Genomic DNA, 20,705 nt, shown 5'->3' on the forward strand with positions numbered 1-20,705 from the left:
ACTCGCGTTGAAATGATGCACCTGGCGCGCCCTGTCACCGTCATTCGCCAGACCCGCGCCCGGGAGCGCGCAGGAGAAACTCCGACAATTCACGCCAGATCGCCGGGATCGTCTTCGACGACTGCTTCGGACGCTCGATCTCGACGCGCTGACGCGAGCCGACGCGGACCGGCACAATGGCGGGGTGACTGCAGCTTCCATCCCCTCGGCGCGCCGCGCACTGGTCGTGGATGACGAACGGGCCTTGGCGACCCTGGTCGGCACCTATCTCGAGCGTGACGGGTTCGAGGTGCACCTCGCCTTCGACGGGGAGGAAGGCGTCCGGGCCGCCCGCGCTGTGGACCCCGACGTCGTCATCCTGGACCTGGGCCTGCCAGCGCTCGACGGCGTCGAGGTCTGCCGGCAGATCCGCACGTTCTCCGACTGCTACGTGGTGATGCTGACAGCCCGCGCTGAAGAGGTGGACATGCTGATCGGGTTGTCCGTGGGCGCCGACGACTACATCACCAAGCCGTTCAGTCCCCGCGAGCTCATGGCTCGGGTTCGGGCGATGCTCCGACGGCCACGCCGCAAGGACTCCGAGGACGGGGACGGTGTCGCACCGCTCGTGTTCGGCTCGTTGCGGATCGACACGGTCGGGCGGGAGGTTCACCTGGATGGCGAGCCGGTCCCGCTGACCCGTACCGAGTTCGACGTCCTGGCGGCGCTGGCGGGACGACCGAACGCCGTGTTCAGCAGGCGGGCGTTGATCGAGAAGGTCTGGGGCGACAACTGGGTGGGTGACGAGCACCTGGTGGACGTCCACATCCTCCACGTGCGCCAGAAGCTGGGCGACAGCGCGGAGACGCAGCGCTTCGTCCGCACGGTCCGAGGTGTCGGGTACCGCATGGGGCAGGTCACATGAGTCGTGAGCGCCGACCCCGAGCGGTTTCCAGCCTCGCCGGTCGTCTCCTTGCGGCGCTGACCCTCGTGGTGGTGACCGGCGGCGTGACCGCGTGGCTCGTTGCCGGGGCGGTAGGCCCCAGCGTCTTTCGCGCGCACATGGTGCAGACCGGGCCACCGGACGAGGGCGGCTCCTTGGTCCATGCGGAGGAGGCGTTCCGGTCGGCCAGCGTCTTCTCCCTGGGCGTGGCGCTGGGTGCGGCGCTGCTGGCCTCGCTGGCGGTGAGCATCTTCCTCACACGGCGCATCGGGCGCTCGCTCGGCACGCTCGCGGCGGCGGCGGGCGCCGTAGCGGGCGGGCGCCTGGACTCCCGCGTGCCTGAACCGGGGATGGGATCCGAGTTCGACGACCTCGCGGCGGCGTTCAACACGATGGCCGGCCGCCTGGAGGCGAGCGACGGCCTGCGCCGAAGGCTCATGGCAGACGTCGCCCACGAGCTGCGGACGCCAGTGGCGACGCTCACCGCGTACGTGGAGGGCATCGAGGATGGTGTGCTCGCGCTGAGCCCGGAGACGATGGCCGTGCTTCGCGGCCAGACGTCACGGCTCACCCGCCTTGCGCAGGATCTTGCGGCCGTGACCCAGGCGGAGAGCTCGGAGCTCGAGCTTCGGACGCGACGGATGGATCCGGGGGAGCTCGTCGTCAACGCCTCGGACGCCGCGCGGGAGGCGTATGTCACCAAGGGTGTCCGGCTCGAGGAGCAGGTAGCAGCCGGGCTGCCCGCGGTGGCGGTGGACCCCGACCGGATGGCTCAGGTCCTGGGCAACCTGCTCGACAACGCGTTGCGTCATACCTCGCGGGACGGGATCGTGCGGATCCACGCCGGTGCGCACCATGCCGGCATCGTGCTCAGCGTCGAGGACAGCGGAGAGGGCATATCGGCGGATCACCTGGCTCATGTCTTCGAGCGGTTCTACCGCGCCGACACAGCGCGTGATCGCGTGCACGGTGGCTCAGGCATCGGGCTGGCGATCACCAAGGCTCTGGTCGAGGCGCACGGCGGCTCGGTCGGCGTCCACAGCGAGGGCAGCGGGCGGGGCGCCACGTTCCTGGTCTTCCTGCCCGCCGCCGGGTCTGGCTAGATCCGCTCGTGCGCGGGGAGTTCCTGCTGCACCTTCGATGCCGTGCCGTGGTCGTGTCCTGACTCAGCGCTGCCGTGCCCGTGTCCGTGTCCGATGAACATCATCCCGATCATCATCAGCGGGCATGCCAGCAGCGCGGCCCACAGCAGCGCATCCGCGAGCGGGACTCCCGCGACCAGCAGTCCCACGAGAAGGACCGCGCCCCCGATGAGCATGTGATTGAGGTGGTTCTTCATGGCGTTCCCTTCGTGGTGACGGCGTCCGCGTCGGACAGCTCGCTCCGCAGCACGCGGTAGGTCTCGAGGTCGATCTCCCCCGCGGCGAGCCGTGCGTCGAGCAGTCGGTCCGCGTCGACCGGGTCGGGGAAAAGCCGGTTCAGCCCCCAGAGCACCAGGACGATGACGGTGATCCAGAAGGCCAGCATCACCACCCAGCCGACGGGCCCCGGCTGCGTGCACCACAGGCCCATCGCGCTTCCCCCTCCCGGGCGAACGGCGCACCTCGCGCCGTCTGGGATCCAGACTCGCGCGACCACGTTGAGAACGCACCGGTTGCTCCATCAAGAGTCGGTGAAGGCGCCGGCCGGGCCGCGACACGCCGCCGACGCCGTTACCGCTCCGTGACAATGACGGCAAGACGTGGTTTCATCGACCCGCTCGGATGAACCGGGCGACCCGAGGTGGACCGCCCAGTCCTGTCACCACCGAGGGCACATCGATGCTTCATGACAGGAGCGGGGGACCCAGGTCTTCCGGGCACCGGTCACGGTGCCCTTGGGGTGAAGCCGGTCGCACGCCGACCGGCCGGGCACAGCTCTCCGTCCGAACCCGACAGCTCACCTCGCAGGCGACCGGAGAGGTTCTCATGCCCGAAAGCTTGACCGCCGCCCGCCACCGTGCAGCCGGCAGACCCACGACTGCACTGGACGACCTGGCCGCGTCGGCCACCGGAAGCCTTGCCGTCGTCGGTCGTCGCTCCGCGGTCGCCGCTGCCTCGTCCGGCCTGGTCGTCTCGATGCTGGCGGCGCCTGCGTCGGCGGCGCAGCCCACCGACGCAGGCGCCGCCGCGCTGCCGACCGTGGACACGTCCGCGCTCACGGCCTCGGCGCGGGCGGTGCTCGACACCGCTCCCGCGGTCACCGTGGCGGCGGACGCCACCTGGACCTTCGACGTCCCGGCGGTGACGGTCATCGCCGACCCGCCTCCGCCGCCGGCCCCGGTTCGCACAGTAGCGGCGGCATCGAGGAGCCAGGCGCGGGCCGCGGTCCCGACCGAGGCGGCGCCTGCGGCGGAGGCCGAGACCCGCGGTGCGCCGGCTCCGGCGAGCGCGAACGGCAACGCCATCGTGGAGATCGCGTCGCGGTACGTCGGCGTGCCGTACGTGTGGGGAGGCACCACCCCGAACGGCTTCGACTGCTCGGGCTACACCGCCTATGTGTACGCCCAGGTCGGCATCACGTTGCCCCGGACCTCGTCGGCGCAGCGGAGCGCCGGGACCGTCGTGTCCCGGGCGGACGCCCAGCCCGGCGACCTGATCTGGACGCCGGGCCACATCTCCGTCTACGCCGGCGGCAACCTGCAGGTCGACGCCCCGGTCCCCGGGAGGACCATCCAGATCCGCGAGATCTGGCAGTCCAACCCCACCTTCCTCCGCTTCAGCTGAGCTCGCCTCCGTCCCAGCTGAGCTCGTGGCGGGGTCGCGCACAGAGAATTGTGCGCGGCCCCGTCACGTTCTCGTCAGCGTCTCGCCGCGTCGACGCCGGTCGGGTGGTCTCTCGCCGGCTCGCTCTGGCGAGGAGCGTGCATGTGGCGGCGTGCCGTCGGCGTGGACTGAGTACCGCCCGTTCGGCTGCAGAACGATGACGACGCCCGCGACTATCGACACGATCGACCAGAGCTGCGGTGGGGTGAGCCCGAGCAGGACCGGGTCGTTGATCCGCACCGTCTCGACGAGCAGGCGTGCCACGCCGCTGAGGGCCAGGTACCAGCCGAAGACCGTGGGTCCCGTCAGTCGTCGGCCGAGCCGGGACAGGACGACGGCGATGGCGAGTGCTGCCAGCGCCTCGTACAAGGGGGTCGGATGGACCGGGACGCCGGTCGCTACGACTCCGTCCGGGAACGCCATCGCCCAAGGCAGCGAAGAGGGCCTCCCGTAGGTCCCGTCTCCAGCCAGGAGGCAACCGATTCGGCCGACCCCGTAGGCGAGCGTGAGGGGAACGGCGGTCGCGCCGGCGACCACGCCCAGGGGCAGCCTGTGCCGCCGGATCACGACGACACCGGCCACGACGCCGCCGATCAACCCCCCGTACCAGGTGAATCCCATGCCGCCGAAGTCATGCACGGTCAGATTCCCGCCCTGCTCCAGCAGGTAATAGACCTTCGCGCCGACAAAACCCCACACGGTGGCCCACAGGACGAGCGAGTGCGCAGACTCCCGGCGCAGCCCGACCCGGTCGAAAGCTCGTCCCAGCAGATACGCGCCGAGCAGAGCCGCGAGCGCCTTGCTGACACCGTAGGTCTGGATGTCGATCCCGAAGACCGAGAACAGCACTGGTCGCATGAGGACTCCGTCCCGTGTGGCGGCGGCGCCCTCGTGGTCGCGCGGTGTCCCGCGCCCCTACTGTTCCGCCGCTACGCAGAAGAACCGCCGGAGGATTCGATCAACCTTTGGTGAAGACGGCCGGGGCTGCTGAACGGCGGCCCGGCGTCTTCGGTCAGTGCAGTGGCGGAGGACGACGAGCCTGCCCGGTGGCGTCTGGCAGGCGGCTCGCGTGAGCCCGGTCGCGGGCCGAGAAGTCCGAGGGGGCGTGGTGCGGGCGACCGCCTTGCCCGCTCGAGCCCCAAGTTCACCGGATCTTCATGGGAGCGGATGTCCCTCGTGCCTGAACTGCGCTACGTTGGCCCGGTACCCCCCTAGGGTATAAACCGCTGGACGAAGGAGCGAGACGATGGTGGCCACGAGGTTCTCCGTGGAGGGATTGACCTGCGGGCTGTGCCTTGCAGAGCTGTTGGACCAGCTGCGTTCCGTGCCCGAGGTCATGGAAGCTGCCGCTGATCTCGTGATCGGCGGGGCCACCGTCGTGGTCGTCACCGGCGATGCCGAGGTGCTGGAGGAACCGGTGCGCGGCGCGGTGGAGCGGGCCGGCTTCCTCCTCGGCTCACATGATCGGCTCCTGCCTCCCCACGCAGGGGCGGATCACCTCCTGGCTGCGCGTGCGTTCGCCCTGGGTGACGAGGCCACCGAGGTCCTCGGCAGCGACGTCGTCACTGGAGGTGTGCGGCGATGAACGGATCCGAGATTCTCACCATCGTCGGCGCAGCCGTGCTGACCGCCTTCCTGGCCTGGTTCTTCTTCGGGCCGAAGAAGGTCCGACAGGCGGAGATGGACGACGGTGTGCAGGTCGTCAGGATCAAGGTGCAGGGCGGGTACAGCCCGGACGTGATCCAGGTCGTCAGCGGTGTACCGGTGCGGTTGGAGTTCGATCGGCAGGAGGCCGGGGACTGCTCGTCCCGCCTGGTCATGCCCGACTTCAAGGTCAACGAGCTGCTGCCGGCGTGGGAGACCACCTCGATCGAGTTCACTCCCCAGGCCACCGGCGACTTCGGGTTCGCCTGCGGTATGAACATGATGCGCGGTCGCATGCAGGTGCTCGACCGTGAGCTGGAGACCGTCGGTGCACCGGCGGCAGCGGGGGCCGGCTCCGCCGTCGCCACCGTCCCCGTGGCGCACGCGACAACGCACCCGGCGCACCCGGTCCCCCCTGCCGGGGACGCCGCACCGCAGGCAGCCGCCGCGACCAAGGAGGTCGGCCCCACCGCGGGCGCCGGCGCCGGCGACGACGACGCCGAGGGGCGCGAGCGCGCCGCGGAGATCCGGGACCTGACACGGCGGGTGATCATCGGCTCGATCCTCGCCGCGCCCGTCGTCTTCGCGGTCATGAGCGTCGAGGTCTTCGGCGCCACCTGGGTGCCCGACTTCCTGATGAACAGGTGGCTCCAGCTGGCCCTGGTCACGCCGATCTTCTTCTACACCGGCTGGCCGGTCCACCGGACGGGATGGCTGGCGCTGTCCCACCGCACGGCGGACATGAACTCCCTGATCACTATCGGCACCATCGCCGCGTACGGCTACAGCCTCGTCGCGACGTTCATCCCTGACGTGCTGCCCGAGATCGCCCAAGAGGTGTACTACGAGGCCGTCGCGGTCATCATCACGCTGATCCTGCTGGGCCGGCTGGTGGAGACCAAGGCCAAGGCCGGAACGGGTGAGGCCATTCGTCAGCTGGTCGGGTTGCAGCCGCGCACCGCGCGGGTGATCCGCGGCGGCGAACAGGTGGAGATCCAGGTCGACGAGGTCGTCGTCGGCGACGTCGTCGTGGTCCGGCCGGGGGAGAAGATCCCGGTGGACGGCGAGGTGCTCGATGGCACCTCGGCGGTGGACGAGTCGATGATCACCGGCGAGCCGATCCCTGTGACGAAGGAGGTGGGCGACACCGTCATCGGTGCCACGATCAACCAGACGGGCGCGTTCCGGTACACCGCCACGAAGGTCGGCGCGGAGATGATGCTGGCGCAGATCATCAAGCTCGTCCAGGAGGCGCAGGGGTCCAAGGCCCCGATCCAGCGCGTGGTGGACAAGGTGTCCAGCTACTTCGTGCCTGGGGTCATCGGGATCGCCATCTGGTCGTTCGTGCTGTGGTCGATGATCGGCCCGCCGCCGGCGGCCCTCTTCGCCCTCGTCGCGCTCGTGTCGGTGCTCATCATCGCCTGCCCGTGCGCCCTGGGACTGGCCACGCCGCTGTCGATCACGGTCGGCACGGGCAAGGCGGCCTTGAACGGCATCCTCATCCGCTCCGCGGAGGCCCTGGAGACGGCGCACAAGCTCAACACGATCGTGCTGGACAAGACCGGCACCATCACCAAGGGCGCTCCGGCGCTGACCGACGTGCTGCCGACGGAGGGGTTCGCCCCTGACGAGCTCCTGGCCCTGGTGGCCGCCGTCGAGGCCTCCTCCGAGCACCCGCTGGCCACCGCGATCGTGGCCGGGGCCAAGGAGCGCGGCCTGAGCGTCTCCGAGGCGACCGCGTTCGACTCCATCACCGGCCAGGGCGTGCGCGCGCTGGTCGCCGGCCGGGAGGTGCTCGTCGGCAATGCGCGGCTGCTCTCCGCGGCCGGGATCGACCCGGCTCCGCTGAACGCCGACCTCACGCGCCTGGCCCGGGACGGCAAGACCCCGATGCTGGTCGCCGTGGACGGGCAAGCCGCGGGCGTGGTCGGCGTCGCCGACACCGTCAAGGAAGGATCGGCGGCGGCCGTCGCGGCCTTGCAGAAGCGGGGCATCGAGGTCGTCATGATGACCGGGGACAACCGTGACACCGCGGCGGCCATCGCCCGCGAGGTCGGTATCACCCGGGTCGTGGCAGAGGTCATGCCCGAGCACAAGGCCGCCGAGGTCAAGCGGCTCCAGGCGGAGGGCAAGGTCGTCGGGATGGTCGGCGACGGCATCAACGACGCCCCGGCCCTGGCCCAGGCGGACGTCGGCTCCGCCATCGGCACCGGTACCGACGTGGCCATCGAGTCCTCGGACATCACCCTGATCTCCGGGGCGCTGTCCGGGATGGTCACCGCCGTGGACCTGTCCCGGGGGACCATGCGCAACATCCGGGAGAACCTGTTCTTCGCGTTCCTGTACAACGGTGTCGGTATCCCGATCGCGGCGGGGGCGCTCTACCCGGCCTTCGGGATCATGCTGAGCCCGGCACTCGCCGCGCTGGCGATGGCACTGTCCTCGCTGTCCGTGGTGCTCAACGCCAACCGGCTGCGCCGCATCAAGCTGCACCCGGTCCCGGAGGTCGTCCGTGTTCCGGCCATCGAACCGGTGGTGGAGATCGGGCGCGACGAGGAAGACAACCCCACCGCAACACCTATGGAGGAAGACATGTCCCAGAAGTCCGCGAAGGTCATCGACCCCATCTGCGGGATGAGCATCGACCCTGCGACCGCGGCCGACAGTGCCGAGTACGAGGGCACCACGTACTACTTCTGCTCCAACCACTGCGCGGCCAGCTTCAAGGACGACCCGGCCAAGTACGCCGCAGCGCGGGCCTGACGTCCGAGGCCTGCCGGGGCGGGCGACCCCACCCCGGCAGGCGTCGCCCACGACCGGTGTGAAGGAGGAGCGAAGCGATGAGAACGGCAACGGGCGCCGACGGCGAGGCTGTCACCCGTCAGGTGGTCAACCGGCTGCGCCGGGTCGAGGGTCAGGTGCGCGGAATCACGCGGATGGTCGAGGAGGACGCGTACTGCATCGATGTCCTGACCCAGGTCTCAGCGGCCTCCCGTGCCTTGCAGGGTGTGGCACTGATCCTGCTGGACGATCACATGCAGCACTGTCTCACGGAGGCCTCACGGGCCGGCGGAGCGATCCAGGCGGACAAGGTCCGGGAGGCATCGCAGGCCATCGCCCGGCTCGTGCAGAGCTGAGACACACCCAGCCGACGGTGCACCCAAGACGGCCCAGACGGCCCAGACGGCCCAGACGGCACGACACAGAAGACCCGGACACAGAGAACACACGACGCGAGCGCAGGAGGCAGTGATGACCATCAAGGTTGCCGTCAACGGCTACGGAGTAATCGGCAAGCGGGTCGCGGACGCGGTCCGCGCCATGCCGGACATGGAGCTGGTCGGAGTGGCGGACGTCGCCACGGACTGGCGAATCCGTACCGCGGTGGGACTGGGCATCGAGGTGTTCGCCGCCACCCCGGACGCGGGCACCGCGATGCGGGCGGGCGGGGTGCCCGTGGCGGGCACGTTGGAGGACCTGCTCGACCGGGTGGACGTGGTGGTGGACACCACCCCGAAGAAGGTCGCCGCGCGCAACCTCGAGGTGTACAAGGCCGCGGGGGTCAAGGCCGTCTTCCAGGGCGGGGAGTCCCACGCCACCACCGGACACTCCTTCGTCGCCCAGGCCAACTACGCCACCGCGCTGGGCCGGGACACCACGCGGGTCGTCTCGTGCAACACCACCAGCATCGTGCGTGTGCTCGGTGCCCTGCAGGATGCGGGCCTGCTTGCCCGCGCCCGCGGGGTCCTGATCCGGCGGGCCACCGACCCGGGGGAGTCCCACCAGGGCGGGATCATGAACACCGTGGTCCCCGAAGCCTCCATCCCGTCCCACCAGGGCCCGGACGCTCGCACGGTCCTGCCCGACCTGGACGTGGTAACCATGGCGGCCAAGGCCGCGCACACCCAGACCCACAACCACTACTGGACGCTGCAGCTGACCCGGCCGTCCAGCCGCGAGGAGGTCCTGGACGCCCTGCGCGCAGCGCCGCGGATCGGGTTCATCCGCATGGCCGATGGCCTGACCGCGCTGAACACCACCGTCGAGCTCATGCGCGACCTCGGCCGGCCCCGCGGGGACATGTGGGAGGTCGCAGTGTGGGAGGACGTCCTGACCGTCGAGGGGGATGAGGCCTTCCTGACCTACCAGGTCTACAACGAGGCGATCGTCGTACCCGAGACCGTGGACGCCATCCGGGCGCTGGCCGGGACGGTGACCGACGGCGCGACCTCCATCGCGATGACGGACGAGGTCCTGGGCATGCGCCGGGAGTTCCTCCCGGACCCGGTCGGGGCATTGCGGGCCTGAGGCTCGACGAGCGGGTCGGCATCCGGCCGAGCCCGTGGGTGCACCACCTGTCGGCCATCGGCCGGAAAGGAAGGATCGATCATGAAGAGTCAGACCACGGTCTTGGAGGTCGGTGGACTGCACTGGGCCACCTCCGAGCCGGTGATCGAGAAGACACTGCTGGACCGCCCCGGCGTTCTCGCCGTCCAGGCCAGCGCCGTCTCGCAGACCGCGACGGTCACCTACGACGCGGACACGACGTCCCTGGCCGAGCTCGTCGGCTGGGTCAACGAGTGCGGCTACCACTGCGCCGGGCAGTCGGTGCCCGACCACATGTGCCACCCGATGACCGAACCACCCGCGAGCGGCCACGAGGGCCACGCCGCGCACGACGCGCACGCCGGACATGACGGGCACGCCGGGCACGCCGGGCACGACGCGCACGCCGGGCACGACGCGCACGCCGGGCACGACGCGCACGCCGGACATGACGCGCACGCCGGACATGACGCGCACGCCGGGCACGACGCGCACGCGGGCCATGGCGGTGACGACGAGGCGGACCACTCTGCGCAGGCCGTGATGGGCCACGGCGGGCACCACGGAGGCGGGTCGATGGAGGACATGGCCCGCGACATGCGCAACCGGTTCCTGGTCGCGTTGATCCTCGCTGTCCCCATCACGATCTGGTCCCCGCTCGGGCGTGACGTCCTGGGGCTGGACCCGCCGCTGGCGTTCGGGCTGCGCGACGACGTCTTCACCCTGATCCTGTCGCTGCCCGTGATCTTCTACTCGGCGTGGATCTTCTTCGACGGCGGCTACCGGGCGCTGCGGGCGAAGACGCTCGACATGATGGTCCTGGTGGCGGTCGCCGTGGGGGCCGGCTGGCTCTACAGCCTCGTGGTCACCCTCACGGGCGGCGGCGAGGTCTTCTACGAGGCGGCCACCGTGCTGACCACCTTCGTGCTCCTGGGGCACTGGTTGGAGATGCGGGCCCGCGGTGGTGCGAACGACGCGGTGCGGACGCTGCTTCAGCTGGCCCCCTCCCAAGCCGTCGTGATCCGGGACGGTCAACCGGTGGAGGTGCCGACGGCCGAGGTCGTCGTCGGTGACCTGCTGCTGGTGCGGCCGGGGTCGAAGATCCCCACCGACGGGGTCGTGGAGGAAGGCGAGTCCGAGATCGACGAGTCCATGGTCACCGGGGAGTCCATGCCGGTGGCCAAGGCACCCGGCTCGGAGGTGATCGGCGCGTCGATCAACACCACCGGCACCTTGCGGGTACGGGCGACCAAGGTCGGGGCGGACACCGCGCTGGCGCAGATCGTCAAGATGGTCCAAGAGGCACAGAACTCCAAGGCCCCGGGTCAGCGCCTGGCCGACCGGGCAGCGTTCTGGCTCGTGTTCGTCGCCCTCGTCGGCGGCACCGTGACCTTCACCGTGTGGATGCTCGCCGGTGCCGGTGTGCCCCTGGCGATGCTGTTCGCGATCACCGTCGTGGTCATCACCTGCCCGGATGCACTGGGTCTGGCCACACCGATGGCGATCATGGTCGGCACCGGGCTCGGCGCCCAGCGAGGGGTCCTGTTCAAGAACGCGACCGCCCTGGAGGGGACGTCGAAGATCGACACGGTGGTGATGGACAAGACCGGCACCCTGACCAAGGGGGAGCCGGAGGTCACCGACGTCGTCGCGGCGGGCCTGGACGAGGAGGAGATGCTGGCCCTGGTGGCCGCCGTCGAGCGCGAGTCCGAGCACCCGCTGGCTCGGGCCATCGACGCCTATGCCGCCGACCGGGGTCTTCCCGCGCTCAGCGCGAGCGAGTTCCTGAACGTCCCCGGGCACGGGGCGACGGCAACCGTCGAAGGACACCGTGTGCTGGTGGGCAACCGTCGGCTGATGGCCAGCGAGAACGTCGACCTCGGCGACCTGGCCGCGAGCCGGGACGAGCTGGCCGCGTCCGGGCGCACCGCGGTGCTGGTCGCCGTGGACGGGCGTGCAGTAGGCGTCATCGCGTTGGCCGACGCCGCCCGGGAGACGGCCGCCGCGGCGGTGGCAGCCCTGCACGAGTCCGGGATCGAGGTCGCCATGCTCACGGGCGACAACGAGGCAACCGCCCGCCGCATCGCGGAGCAGCTGGGCATCGACACCGTGATCGCCGAGGTCCTGCCGGGCGACAAGGCGGACAAGGTCGCCGAGCTGCAGCGGGCTGGGAAGACGGTGGCGATGGTCGGGGACGGCGTCAACGACGCCCCGGCGCTGGCCAAGGCCGACATCGGCATCGCGATCGGGGCCGGCACGGACGTGGCGATCGAGACCGCAGACATCGTCCTGATGCGCTCCGATCCCTTGGACGTGTCCGTCGCACTGCGCATCGGCAAGGCCACGGTGCGCAAGGAGCGCCAGAACCTGGGCTGGGCGATCGGATACAACGTCCTCGCGCTGCCCATCGCTGCGGGGGTGTTCTACCCCGCCCTCGGCCTGATGCTCCGTCCGGAGATCGCGGCTCTGACGATGTCTGGTTCCACGGTCATCGTCACGATCAACGCCCTCCTGCTCAAGCGGCTCCGGCTGCCCGCACAGCAGGCACCGGCCGCTCCGCACGGGGTCCGGGAGAGCGAGCCGGCACCGACCCCCGTCGGCGTCCGCTGAGGAGGTCCGTGACGATGCGGGCGACGACCGCAACGGGTTCCCCGGCCACGGCGGTGGCCGGGGAACCCCGACGGCCGAAGCCGTTGCGGATGCTGTGGATCACCGCGGCATGGGGTGCATGCTTCCTGGCGATCGAGTGGGGCCTGCGTGACGCACCCCTGCTGTGGTACGCCGCCCTGCGGGCGCTGGTGGCCGGCGCGGCGCTGCTGGCGTTCGCGGGCTTTCAGCACCGGCCGGCTCTGAGGGGCGGGCGGGCGTGGGCGCTGATCACGGTCCTGGGCCTGGTCAACGTCACGGTGGCGTTCGCGGCGATGTTCGGCGGCGTCGCGGGGCTGGCCACCGGTACGGCCGCCGTGCTGGCCAACGCCCAGCCGTTGCTGATCCTTCTGCCGGCCTGGTGGCTGTACGGCGAGAGGCTCTCCGTGCGGACGGTGGCTGCCCTGGCCGTCGGCTTCGCCGGGCTGGTGCTCGTCGCGGTGCCGGGTGGTGGCGGCAGCGGGGCGGCCCTGTCGCTGCTGGCGGCGGTCGCCGTCACGGGGGGCACGCTGCTGTCCCGGCGGCTGGGCGGGCTCGATGTCGTCGTGGCGACCGCGTGGCACCTGCTGATCGGTGGGGCGGGACTGGTGGTGCTGGCAGCTGCTGTCGAGGGCGCCCCGGTGATCTCGTGGACGCCGCGCTTCGTTCTCTCGCTCGCGTTCCTGGCCCTGGTGGGCACCGCGGCGACGACCGTGGCCTGGTTCGTCGAGGCCCGCCGCAGCCGGCTCGACACCTTGACCACCTGGACGTTCCTGACCCCCGTCTTCGGGATCGGACTGGCCGCCGTCGTCCTGGGGGAGCGCCCTGCCGGGTGGACCGCCGTGGGCCTGACGGCGGTGCTCGTGGCGATGTGGATCGCCCTGCGAGCACCGCGCCGGGCGCCCGCCCGCGTGACCGAGGACGCCGTCGAGAGCGACTCACCGACCGAAGGAGCGCGTTGAGACACCCGAGGACGCAACCGACACCGTCCACCGCGGCGCCTGCCCCGACCGGGGCGGTGCCGCCGCAGGAGGCGGTGATCTTCGACATGGACGGGGTGGTGACGGACACAGCCACGCTGCACGCCGAGGCGTGGCGGCGGCTCTTCGAGGAGGTGCTCGCCGATCCTCGGGCGGGCGGGCCCGGCCACGCCCGGTTCGACCCCGTGGCGGACTACCGTCGCCACGTCGACGGGCGCTCCCGGGAAGACGGCGTGGCGGCCTTCCTCGCCGCCCGTGACATCGACGTTCCCGTCGGCGCGCCGCACGACCTGGCGAGGGCCTGGACGGTGCACGGGTTTGCCGCGAGGAAGAACGAGATCTATCTCGGTCTGCTCGCGGAGCGTGGCGCCACGGCCTTCCCCGGCACGGTCGCCCTGCTGGATCGGCTGCGGGCAGGTGGGGTGCCGGTGGCTCTGGTCACGGCCAGCCGGAACGCGGGCGCGCTGCTGGCGGCCGCGGGCCTGACCGGGCGGTTCGACGTGATCGTGGACGGTGGGCGCGCCGCTGAGCTCGGTCTGGCGGGGAAGCCCGATCCGGCCATGTTCATGACGGCGGCGACGGAGCTGGGAGTGGACCCGGCCGGGGTCGCGGTGGTGGAGGACGCCGTCGCCGGCGTCGAGGCGGCTCATCGCGGCGGGTTCGGGCTGGTGGTCGGCGTGGCCAGGGCTGGACAGCGAGCGGAGCTGGAGGCGGCCGGTGCGCACGTGGTGGTCGAGGACGTCTCCCAGCTGGACCTCGGGGCGCTGCGCGCGGATCCCTGGACGCTCGTCTACGAAGGTTTTGACCCCGCCCACGAAGGTCATCGGGAGGCGCTGACCACCCTGGGCAACGGCTATCTCGGCACCCGTGGCGCAGCCCCCGAGCGCGGCGCCGACGGCGTGCACTATCCCGGCACCTACCTGGCCGGGGTGTACAACCGGCTCGTCTCCTCGGTCCGCGACCGGAAGATGGAGGACGAGCACCTGGTCAACGCGCCCAACTGGTTGCCCCTGGACGTGCAGATGGAGGACGGCGGGTGGTGGTCCGCCGGTGGGGTCACAGCCTCTCAGGAGCGGCGTGAGCTCGACCTGCGCCGCGGCGTCCTCACCCGCACCGCCGTGCTCACCGACCCCGTCGGCAGGCGGGTGCGGCTGAGGCAGCGGCGTCTGGTCTCCATGACCCAGCCGCACGTGGCTGCGCTGGAGACCACCGTGGTCCCCGACGGCTGGAGCGGGACCCTGAGGATCCGCTCCGGCATCGATGCCGGGGTCGTCAACGCCAATGTCGCCGAGTACGCCGCGCTGGCCAACCGCCATCTGCGCACCACCCGCGCAGAGAAGTCTGGGCCGGGCACGCTCGTGGTGGAGGCGGAGACCGTCCAGAGCCACGTCCGCATCGCCGTCGCGGCCCGGACCACCGTCGACGGAGTCGCACCCGATGCAGTCCTCGAGCACGACGACGAGCACCACTTCCTGGTCCTGGAGGTGCAGGCACACGACGGTGAACCGGTGACCATCGACAAGACGGTGGCGATCTTCACCTCGCGGGACCGGGCCGTAGCCTCTCCTCGGTCGGGGGCACTGGGCGCGCTGGAGGCCGCGCCGCCACGCCTCGCGGACCTCATCCGGCCGCACGAGGCGGCCTGGGCGCGGTTGTGGGCCCGCTTCGGGATCGAGCTGGAAGCCGACACGCAGACTCGGCTCGTGATCAACCTGCACATCTTCCACCTGCTCGCGTCACTGTCCCCGCACACGGCGGAGCTGGACGCGGGGGTGCCTGCCCGTGGCCTGCACGGGGAGGGCTACCGCGGGCACGTGTTCTGGGACGAGCTGTTCGTGCTGCCGGTGCTCGACGCTCACCTGCCTCGGGTCAGCCGCGGACTGCTGGAGTACCGCTGGCGCCGTCTGGACGCAGCCCGCCGGGCGGCCACCCAGGCGGGTCTGCGCGGCGCGATGTTCCCGTGGCAGAGCGGCAGCGACGGGCGCGAGGAGACCCCCGTGGCGCTGTTCAACACCCGCTCGGGCCGGTGGATGCCGGACAACTCCCGCCGGCAGCGTCACGTCGGCCTCGCCGTCGCCGTCAACGCCTGGGAGTACTACCAGTCCACCGGCGACGTCACCTGGCTGGCGGAGCGCGGCGCCGACCTCATCGTCGAGGTGGCCCGGCTCTTCACCGCCATGGCAACCTATGACGCCACCACTGACCGGTATCACCTCAGCGGGGTCATGGGACCGGACGAGTACCACGACGGCTACCCGGACGCCGCCGGACAGGGCCTGACCGACAACGCCTACACCAACATCATGACCGCGTGGGTGTGCGGGCGGGCCCTGGCTGTCCTTGATGAGGTGACCGGGCACGAGTGCGACGATGTCCGCGCACGCCTCGACATCCGCCCTGAGGAACCGTCGGCGTGGGAGCACCTGAGCCGGCGCCTGGCCGTGCCCTTCCTCGCCGACGGAGTCATCGCGCAGTTCGCCGGCTACGACGACCTCGCTGAGCTCGACTGGGACCGCTACCGCAGGACGTACGGCAACATCGGACGCCTGGACCTCATCCTCGAGGCCGAAGGGGATTCGACCAACCGGTACAAGCTGGCCAAGCAGGCCGACGTCCTCATGCTGGTCTACCTCCTGGGTCCCGATGGGCTGCTGGGCATGCTCGACCGGCTCGGGTACCCCGCCACCCGTCAGTCGCTGACGCGCACGGTGGACTACTACCTCGCGCGCACCGCGCACGGGTCGACCTTGAGCCGGGTGGTGCATGCCTCGGTCCTGGCCCGACTGGACCCCGCCCGAGGGTGGGCCACTTTCCGTGAGGCACTGGCCGCAGACCTGGACGACACCCAGGGCGGAACCACGAAGGAGGGCATCCACCTGGGTGCCATGGCCGGCACCCTCGACATCCTCACCCGGTCCTTCGCCGGGCTGGACGCCGACGGCCCCACCGTCGCCCTCGACCCGGCGCTGCCGGCGGGCCTGCGCACCCTGAGGTTCCGCCTGCAGCACCGCGGCCAACGCCTCCTCGTCGAGATCGACGACAACACCTTGACCGTCACCGCCGAGCCGTGCGCGGCCAACCCGCATGTCCTCCTCCGGGTCGGCGGGCACGTGGTCGCTCTGGCCGCGGGCACGAGCCGGCGCTTTCGTCGCGCTCTCGACGAGTGGCAGCACGTGCAGGCGGACCAGCCCGGGCCGCCGTCGGCCCACCACGTCAGCGGGTGACGCCGTGACCGCGCCCGAGACTTCCCGGCGCCGGCCCCGGCCGGGCGCGGTGCGCCGGTTCGCGGCCACGGAGAACATGGGTGCCCTCGCGCTCCTCGTCGCGACCGCTACTGCCTTGGTATGGGCGAACTCGCCGTGGGCCGGTTCCTACGAGGCGCTGTGGACGGCCGAGATGGGCATCCATGTCGGCGGGATCGACCTGACGCTGCAGAACCGGGAGTGGGTCAACGAGGGCCTGATGGCCATCTTCTTCTTCGTCGCGGGCCTGGAGGTGCGGCGCGAGCTCGACATGGGGGAGCTGCGGGAGCGGCGGCGGGTCGCCCCCGTGGTCCTGGCGGCACTGGGCGGGATGATCGTCCCGATCGTGCTCTACCTCGCCCTCAACGCCGGCGAGCCCTCTGCTCGCGGGTGGGGCATCGTCATGGGCACCGACACCGCCTTCGCCCTCGGAGTCCTGACCCTCGTGCGCGGCGCCTCCCCACCGGTGCGCAGCTTCCTGCTCACCGTGGTGATCATCGACGACGTCGTCGCGCTGACCGTCATCGGAGTGGCCTACACGAGCGAGCTGTCGGTGCCCTGGCTCCTGGTGGCACTGGCGCTCTTCGGGGTCGTCCTGGCCCTGCGGGCCCTGAAGGTCCGCCACGGAGCGCCTTACCTGCTGGTCGGCGCGGCGGTCTGGGCGGCGACGGTGGCCTCGGGGGTGGAGGCGACGGTCGCCGGGGTGGCCCTGGGGGTGGTCTTCACCGCCTACCCGCCTGCCCGCGCCGGGTTGCGCCGTGCCGGCGCGGTGTGGCGCCGGTTCCGGATGGAGCCCTCGCCCCCTCTCGCCCGTCAGGCGGGCCGGGCCATGGTCCGTGCGGTCTCCCCGAACGAGCGCTACCAGCATCTCTTCCACCCGTGGACCAGCTACCTCATCGTCCCCGTCTTCGCCCTGGCCAACGCGGGCATCCCTCTGGACGGCGAGACCATCGCACGCGCCGCGACCTCCCCGATCACCATCGGGATCGTGGTCGGGCTCGTGATCGGCAAGCTGGTGGGCATCACGGCCACCACCTGGCTGGTCACCCGCCGGTGGGCCGGGGCCTTCCCGCTGCCGCTGCCGTGGCCTGCGCTGGTGGGGGCCTCGAGCGTGGCCGGCATCGGCTTCACCGTCTCCCTGCTCATCGCCGACATCTCCTTCACCGGGGCCGACCTGCAGGACGCGAAGGCCGGCGTCCTCGCCGCCTCCGGCCTCGCCGCCGGCCTCGCCTGGGTCGCCTTCCGGATCATCACGCACCTGCCCCACCGGCTGCGCTCGGCGGGTTCCGGGCGTCTCGCGCCGCCGCTGAGCGACCTCGCCGAGCCGGTCGACCCCGACGTCGACCACCTCCGGGGCTCGCCCGACGCCCCCGTCACCCTGGTGTGGTACGGGGACCTCGAGTGCCACCACTGCGCCGCGGCCAGCACCCTCGTCGACCGTCTGCGGGAGACCTTCGCGGGCGACCTCGCCGTGGTCTTCCGCCACCTGCCCATCACCGAGATCCACCCCCACGCCCAGCTCGCCGCGGAGGCCGCCGAGGCGGCCGCGCGGCAGGGGAGGTTCTGGGACATGCACACCACGCTCCTCGACCACCAGGACGCCCTGACCCCACGCGACCTCGCCGGGCACGCCAGCGCTCTCGGGCTCGATACCCCCCGGTTCACCGCCGACCTGGAAGCACGACGACACGCCCTGCGCGTCGAACGCGACGTCGCCAGCGCCGACGACAGCGGCGCCGCCGGCACGCCCACGTTCTTCATCAACGGCCGTCGGTACACCGGCGCCCACGACCACGCCGCGCTGGCGACGGCAATCCGCCGGACGCATCAGATGTCCCTGGCCCGCGGGGAGTCCAGCGCGCAGCAGCCGCTGTGAGGCCCTTGCCAGGCTGCCGGTGGGATCGCCGGCGGCGGGTCAACCCCGTCGGCGCTCGAGCACCCATCCGTGGGGGGCCGCGAGGCGCTCCGCCTCGCCCGGCCCCCACGAGCCCGGCGCGTACGACAGCGGGGCCGGGCGCCCCGGCCCCTGCAAAGGCGCGAAGGCGGTGAAAGAGGACCGCAGGCAGTGTGAGGTGGTGAACAAGGACCGGTCCCCGGCCAGGACGTCGTGGAGCAGGGAGGCGTAGGCGGAGATCGGTTCCCCGCCCGGCACGTCGGCCAGGTCGAGCTCGGTGTGCGCGTAGGCCAGCGCGGGAGCCGGACCGGGGGTGTTGACCGTGACGCCCACAGCGACCGCACCCGAGCCGCTGAAGTCGATTTCGACCGTGTTGGGCTCGGCGACCGCGTCGGCGAGGGGGCCCTCGGGCGGGCGCATCACCAGGGTGATGCGCTGAGCCTTGCGGGCCATGCGCTTGCCGGTGCGCAGCACGAACGGCACCCCGCGCCACCGGTCGGTGTCGATCCACAGGCGAGCGGCGACGAAGGTGTCCTGCGTCGAGCCGGCCGCCACGCCGGCGATGTCGGTGTATCCCTCGAACTGCCCCAGCACGACGTCCGTCGCCGGGTCCAGCGGCCGGAAAGCCGTCATGACCGCATCCCGCGCGGCGACGATCGCGTCCGGGTCATCCACGTTCCACGGGGGGTCCATCGCGACCTGGCTGGCGACGTGGAACAGATGCGTGACCAGCATGTCCAGGGCCGCGCCGGTGGCGTCGTAGAACCCGGCACGCTGGGCGACGTCGAGGTCCTCGGGCACGTCGATCTGCACCTGCTCCACGGCGCGGGCGTCCCACTGCGACCCGAAGAGCCGGTTCGCGAAGCGCAGTGCATAGATGGCCTGCACCGCCTGCTTGCCGAGGAAGTGGTCGATGCGGAAGACCTGCTCCTCGGTGAGCACCTCCTTCACCAGGGCGTCGAGCGCCTCGAAGTCGGCCAGCGAGGTGCCGTAAGGCTTCTCGTACACCACGCGGGCGCCCGCGGTCAGTCCGTGGCGTCCCAGCCCGCGGGTGATGGCCGGGTACGCCGCGGGCGGTACGGCCAGGAAGTGCACCACCAACGGCTCGCCGTCACCCTCGTCGTTCAGCTCCCGGTGCGTCCGCGCCAGGACCTCAGGCAGCGCACCGGGATCATCCTCGGTGAACCCACCCCCCGCGTAGCGCACCCGGCGTGCGACCTCGGTCCAGTCCTCGGGCAGGCCCTGCTCGCTGCTCAGGAGGGAGTCCTCCAGCCGGGCCCGGAACGCCTCGTCGTCCCACCGGTCCGTGGCGCAGCCGACCAGGCGCCACCGCTCGGGCAGCAGACCGCGCTCGTGGAGCTCCACCAAGGCCGGCATCACCATGCGTCCGGCCAGATCGCCGGTGGCGCCGAACAGCACGACGACGACGGACGCGGGCGGGGCGGCGATGACGGTGCTCACCCCAGCAGTTTAGGGTTGCTACCACGCAAATGTAAACATTACGGCCGCCCATCAATGAACATCGGATGAAGATCTGAGGCTTGCGCATCATACTAACGACGATATTCTCACAAAGACGAGGTAATAAGACACGAGGCCATTTCCGAGGGCGCGACCGTGGGTGGCTCCAACCCGGTCACCACCTCCCACTGGGTCGAGGCCGCGCTGGTGATCATCGCAGCCCTCACCCTCGCCGGGGACACCTGGGGGCTGGGCCGGTGGTGGGCCGGCAAGGTCGGCAACGGGTGGCTGCGCTGACCCGCATGCTCCGGGCAGCCCGCCTCGGTGGCGATGCCAGCTGCTGCCGCCACGGCTGAACGACGGGTACCGTACGCAGGTCGACCTCGCAGCGCTGCGCCGTGGGCGCTCCCGCCCAAGTCGGGGCCGGGATCACGCTGATCTCTCTGGACGTAGCGGATCGACCCGGCGAACCCGGCATGACCCGCGCGATGCTCGACCAGATGCCGGTCCTGAACACCGCGACCGTCGCGCTCTTCGGGGAAGCGCGTCGTCTCGGGACTGCGTTGTCGACGACGCGTGAAAACTGACCCCTGTGCGACGGATGAAATTTGACCCCCTCCTGAACCCTTGGAGGGTGATCGCGATGGAGGACTGGGCAGAGATCCGTAGGTTGCACCGGGCGGAGGGGGTTCCGATCAAGGAGCTCTCGCGTCGTCTGGGGGTGGCGAGGAATACGGTGCGGGCGGCGTTGGCGTCGGACGCCCCGCCGCGGTACGAGCGGGCGGCGAGTGGGTCGGTGGTCGACGC

The 20,705-nt window shown here is 71.1% G+C and carries 17 protein-coding genes, 1 pseudogene and 1 riboswitch; of the genes and pseudogenes, 14 read left to right on the top strand and 4 right to left on the bottom strand.

What is annotated here, in order from left to right; all coding sequences use genetic code 11:
• Nucleotides 1-184: 184 nt before the first annotated feature.
• Nucleotides 185-904, top strand: coding sequence for a response regulator transcription factor (locus HIR71_RS04505; RefSeq protein WP_169323822.1), 720 nt, complete (start codon nucleotides 185-187; stop codon nucleotides 902-904).
• Nucleotides 905-975: 71 nt separating this feature from the next.
• Nucleotides 976-2,025: a HAMP domain-containing sensor histidine kinase gene (locus HIR71_RS04510; RefSeq protein ID WP_311836086.1), complete on the top strand. Its 1,050-nt coding sequence runs from the start codon at nucleotides 976-978 to the stop codon at nucleotides 2,023-2,025.
• Here HIR71_RS04510 and HIR71_RS04515 read toward each other — a convergent pair.
• Nucleotides 2,022-2,261 (bottom strand): hypothetical protein, encoded by a 240-nt coding sequence (locus tag HIR71_RS04515; protein ID WP_169323586.1) that lies wholly within the window; start codon nucleotides 2,259-2,261, stop codon nucleotides 2,022-2,024. The genes HIR71_RS04510 and HIR71_RS04515 overlap by 4 nt on opposite strands.
• On the bottom strand, nucleotides 2,258-2,494 hold the full coding sequence (locus tag HIR71_RS04520) for a hypothetical protein (RefSeq protein WP_169323827.1): 237 nt from the start codon (nucleotides 2,492-2,494) through the stop codon (nucleotides 2,258-2,260). The genes HIR71_RS04515 and HIR71_RS04520 overlap by 4 nt, the downstream gene beginning before the upstream one ends.
• 239 nt (nucleotides 2,495-2,733) lie before the next feature.
• Nucleotides 2,734-2,888: riboswitch (cyclic di-AMP (ydaO/yuaA leader) on the top strand.
• Between the two features lies 1 nt (nucleotide 2,889).
• Between HIR71_RS04520 and HIR71_RS04525 the strand changes: the two genes are divergently transcribed.
• Nucleotides 2,890-3,687, top strand: a complete 798-nt coding sequence (locus tag HIR71_RS04525) for a C40 family peptidase (protein ID WP_169323829.1) — start codon at nucleotides 2,890-2,892, stop codon at nucleotides 3,685-3,687.
• Between the two features lie 63 nt (nucleotides 3,688-3,750).
• On the opposite strand, the gene HIR71_RS04530 is transcribed toward HIR71_RS04525, so the two are convergent.
• The gene (locus HIR71_RS04530; RefSeq protein ID WP_169323831.1) at nucleotides 3,751-4,584 is read right to left on the bottom strand and encodes a prolipoprotein diacylglyceryl transferase; all 834 of its coding nucleotides are present in this window, start codon (nucleotides 4,582-4,584) and stop codon (nucleotides 3,751-3,753) included.
• A 388-nt stretch (nucleotides 4,585-4,972) separates the two neighbouring features.
• On the opposite strand from HIR71_RS04530, the gene HIR71_RS04535 reads away from it, so the two are divergent.
• The 8 genes from HIR71_RS04535 to nhaA all read left to right on the top strand — a co-directional run bounded on the left by HIR71_RS04535 (nucleotide 4,973) and on the right by nhaA (nucleotide 18,419).
• Nucleotides 4,973-5,311, top strand: a complete 339-nt coding sequence (locus HIR71_RS04535) for a heavy-metal-associated domain-containing protein (RefSeq protein ID WP_169323833.1) — start codon at nucleotides 4,973-4,975, stop codon at nucleotides 5,309-5,311.
• Nucleotides 5,308-8,133: a heavy metal translocating P-type ATPase gene (locus HIR71_RS04540; protein WP_169323835.1), complete on the top strand. Its 2,826-nt coding sequence runs from the start codon at nucleotides 5,308-5,310 to the stop codon at nucleotides 8,131-8,133. Before HIR71_RS04535 ends, HIR71_RS04540 begins: the two co-directional genes overlap by 4 nt.
• Nucleotides 8,134-8,210: 77 nt before the next feature.
• Nucleotides 8,211-8,507, top strand: a complete 297-nt coding sequence (locus tag HIR71_RS04545; RefSeq protein WP_169323837.1) for a metal-sensitive transcriptional regulator — start codon at nucleotides 8,211-8,213, stop codon at nucleotides 8,505-8,507.
• 115 nt (nucleotides 8,508-8,622) lie between these two features.
• A complete protein-coding gene (locus tag HIR71_RS04550) occupies nucleotides 8,623-9,678 on the top strand; it encodes a type II glyceraldehyde-3-phosphate dehydrogenase (protein ID WP_211373759.1) in 1,056 nt (351 codons plus the stop codon).
• Between the two features lie 81 nt (nucleotides 9,679-9,759).
• On the top strand, nucleotides 9,760-12,306 hold the full coding sequence (locus HIR71_RS04555; protein ID WP_169323840.1) for a heavy metal translocating P-type ATPase: 2,547 nt from the start codon (nucleotides 9,760-9,762) through the stop codon (nucleotides 12,304-12,306).
• Between the two features lie 14 nt (nucleotides 12,307-12,320).
• Nucleotides 12,321-13,283 carry a DMT family transporter gene (locus HIR71_RS04560; protein ID WP_169323887.1) on the top strand — a complete coding sequence of 321 codons (963 nt, stop codon included), beginning with the start codon at nucleotides 12,321-12,323 and terminating at the stop codon, nucleotides 13,281-13,283.
• Nucleotides 13,280-16,525 carry a beta-phosphoglucomutase family hydrolase gene (locus HIR71_RS04565; RefSeq protein WP_249051563.1) on the top strand — a complete coding sequence of 1,082 codons (3,246 nt, stop codon included), beginning with the start codon at nucleotides 13,280-13,282 and terminating at the stop codon, nucleotides 16,523-16,525. Before HIR71_RS04560 ends, HIR71_RS04565 begins: the two co-directional genes overlap by 4 nt.
• A 4-nt stretch (nucleotides 16,526-16,529) precedes the next feature.
• Nucleotides 16,530-18,419: a Na+/H+ antiporter NhaA gene (nhaA, locus tag HIR71_RS17360; protein WP_169323841.1), complete on the top strand. Its 1,890-nt coding sequence runs from the start codon at nucleotides 16,530-16,532 to the stop codon at nucleotides 18,417-18,419.
• A 39-nt stretch (nucleotides 18,420-18,458) separates the two neighbouring features.
• Here the strand turns inward: nhaA and HIR71_RS04575 are convergent, their stop codons facing one another.
• A complete protein-coding gene (locus HIR71_RS04575) occupies nucleotides 18,459-19,898 on the bottom strand; it encodes a glucose-6-phosphate dehydrogenase (RefSeq protein WP_311836087.1) in 1,440 nt (479 codons plus the stop codon).
• Nucleotides 19,899-20,054: 156 nt separating this feature from the next.
• On the opposite strand from HIR71_RS04575, the gene HIR71_RS04580 reads away from it, so the two are divergent.
• The 3 genes and pseudogenes from HIR71_RS04580 to HIR71_RS04590 all read left to right on the top strand — a co-directional run.
• Nucleotides 20,055-20,195 (top strand): hypothetical protein, encoded by a 141-nt coding sequence (locus HIR71_RS04580; protein WP_169323843.1) that lies wholly within the window; start codon nucleotides 20,055-20,057, stop codon nucleotides 20,193-20,195.
• Nucleotides 20,196-20,296: 101 nt separating this feature from the next.
• A complete protein-coding gene (locus HIR71_RS04585) occupies nucleotides 20,297-20,485 on the top strand; it encodes a hypothetical protein (protein WP_169323845.1) in 189 nt (62 codons plus the stop codon).
• Nucleotides 20,486-20,532: 47 nt separating this feature from the next.
• Nucleotides 20,533-20,705, top strand: a pseudogene (locus tag HIR71_RS04590) (IS21 family transposase); the annotation flags it as partial.

The sequence above is a fragment of the Cellulomonas fimi genome (assembly GCF_012952065.1).
Taxonomy (GTDB): Bacteria; Actinomycetota; Actinomycetes; order Actinomycetales; family Cellulomonadaceae; genus Pengzhenrongella; species Pengzhenrongella fimi_A.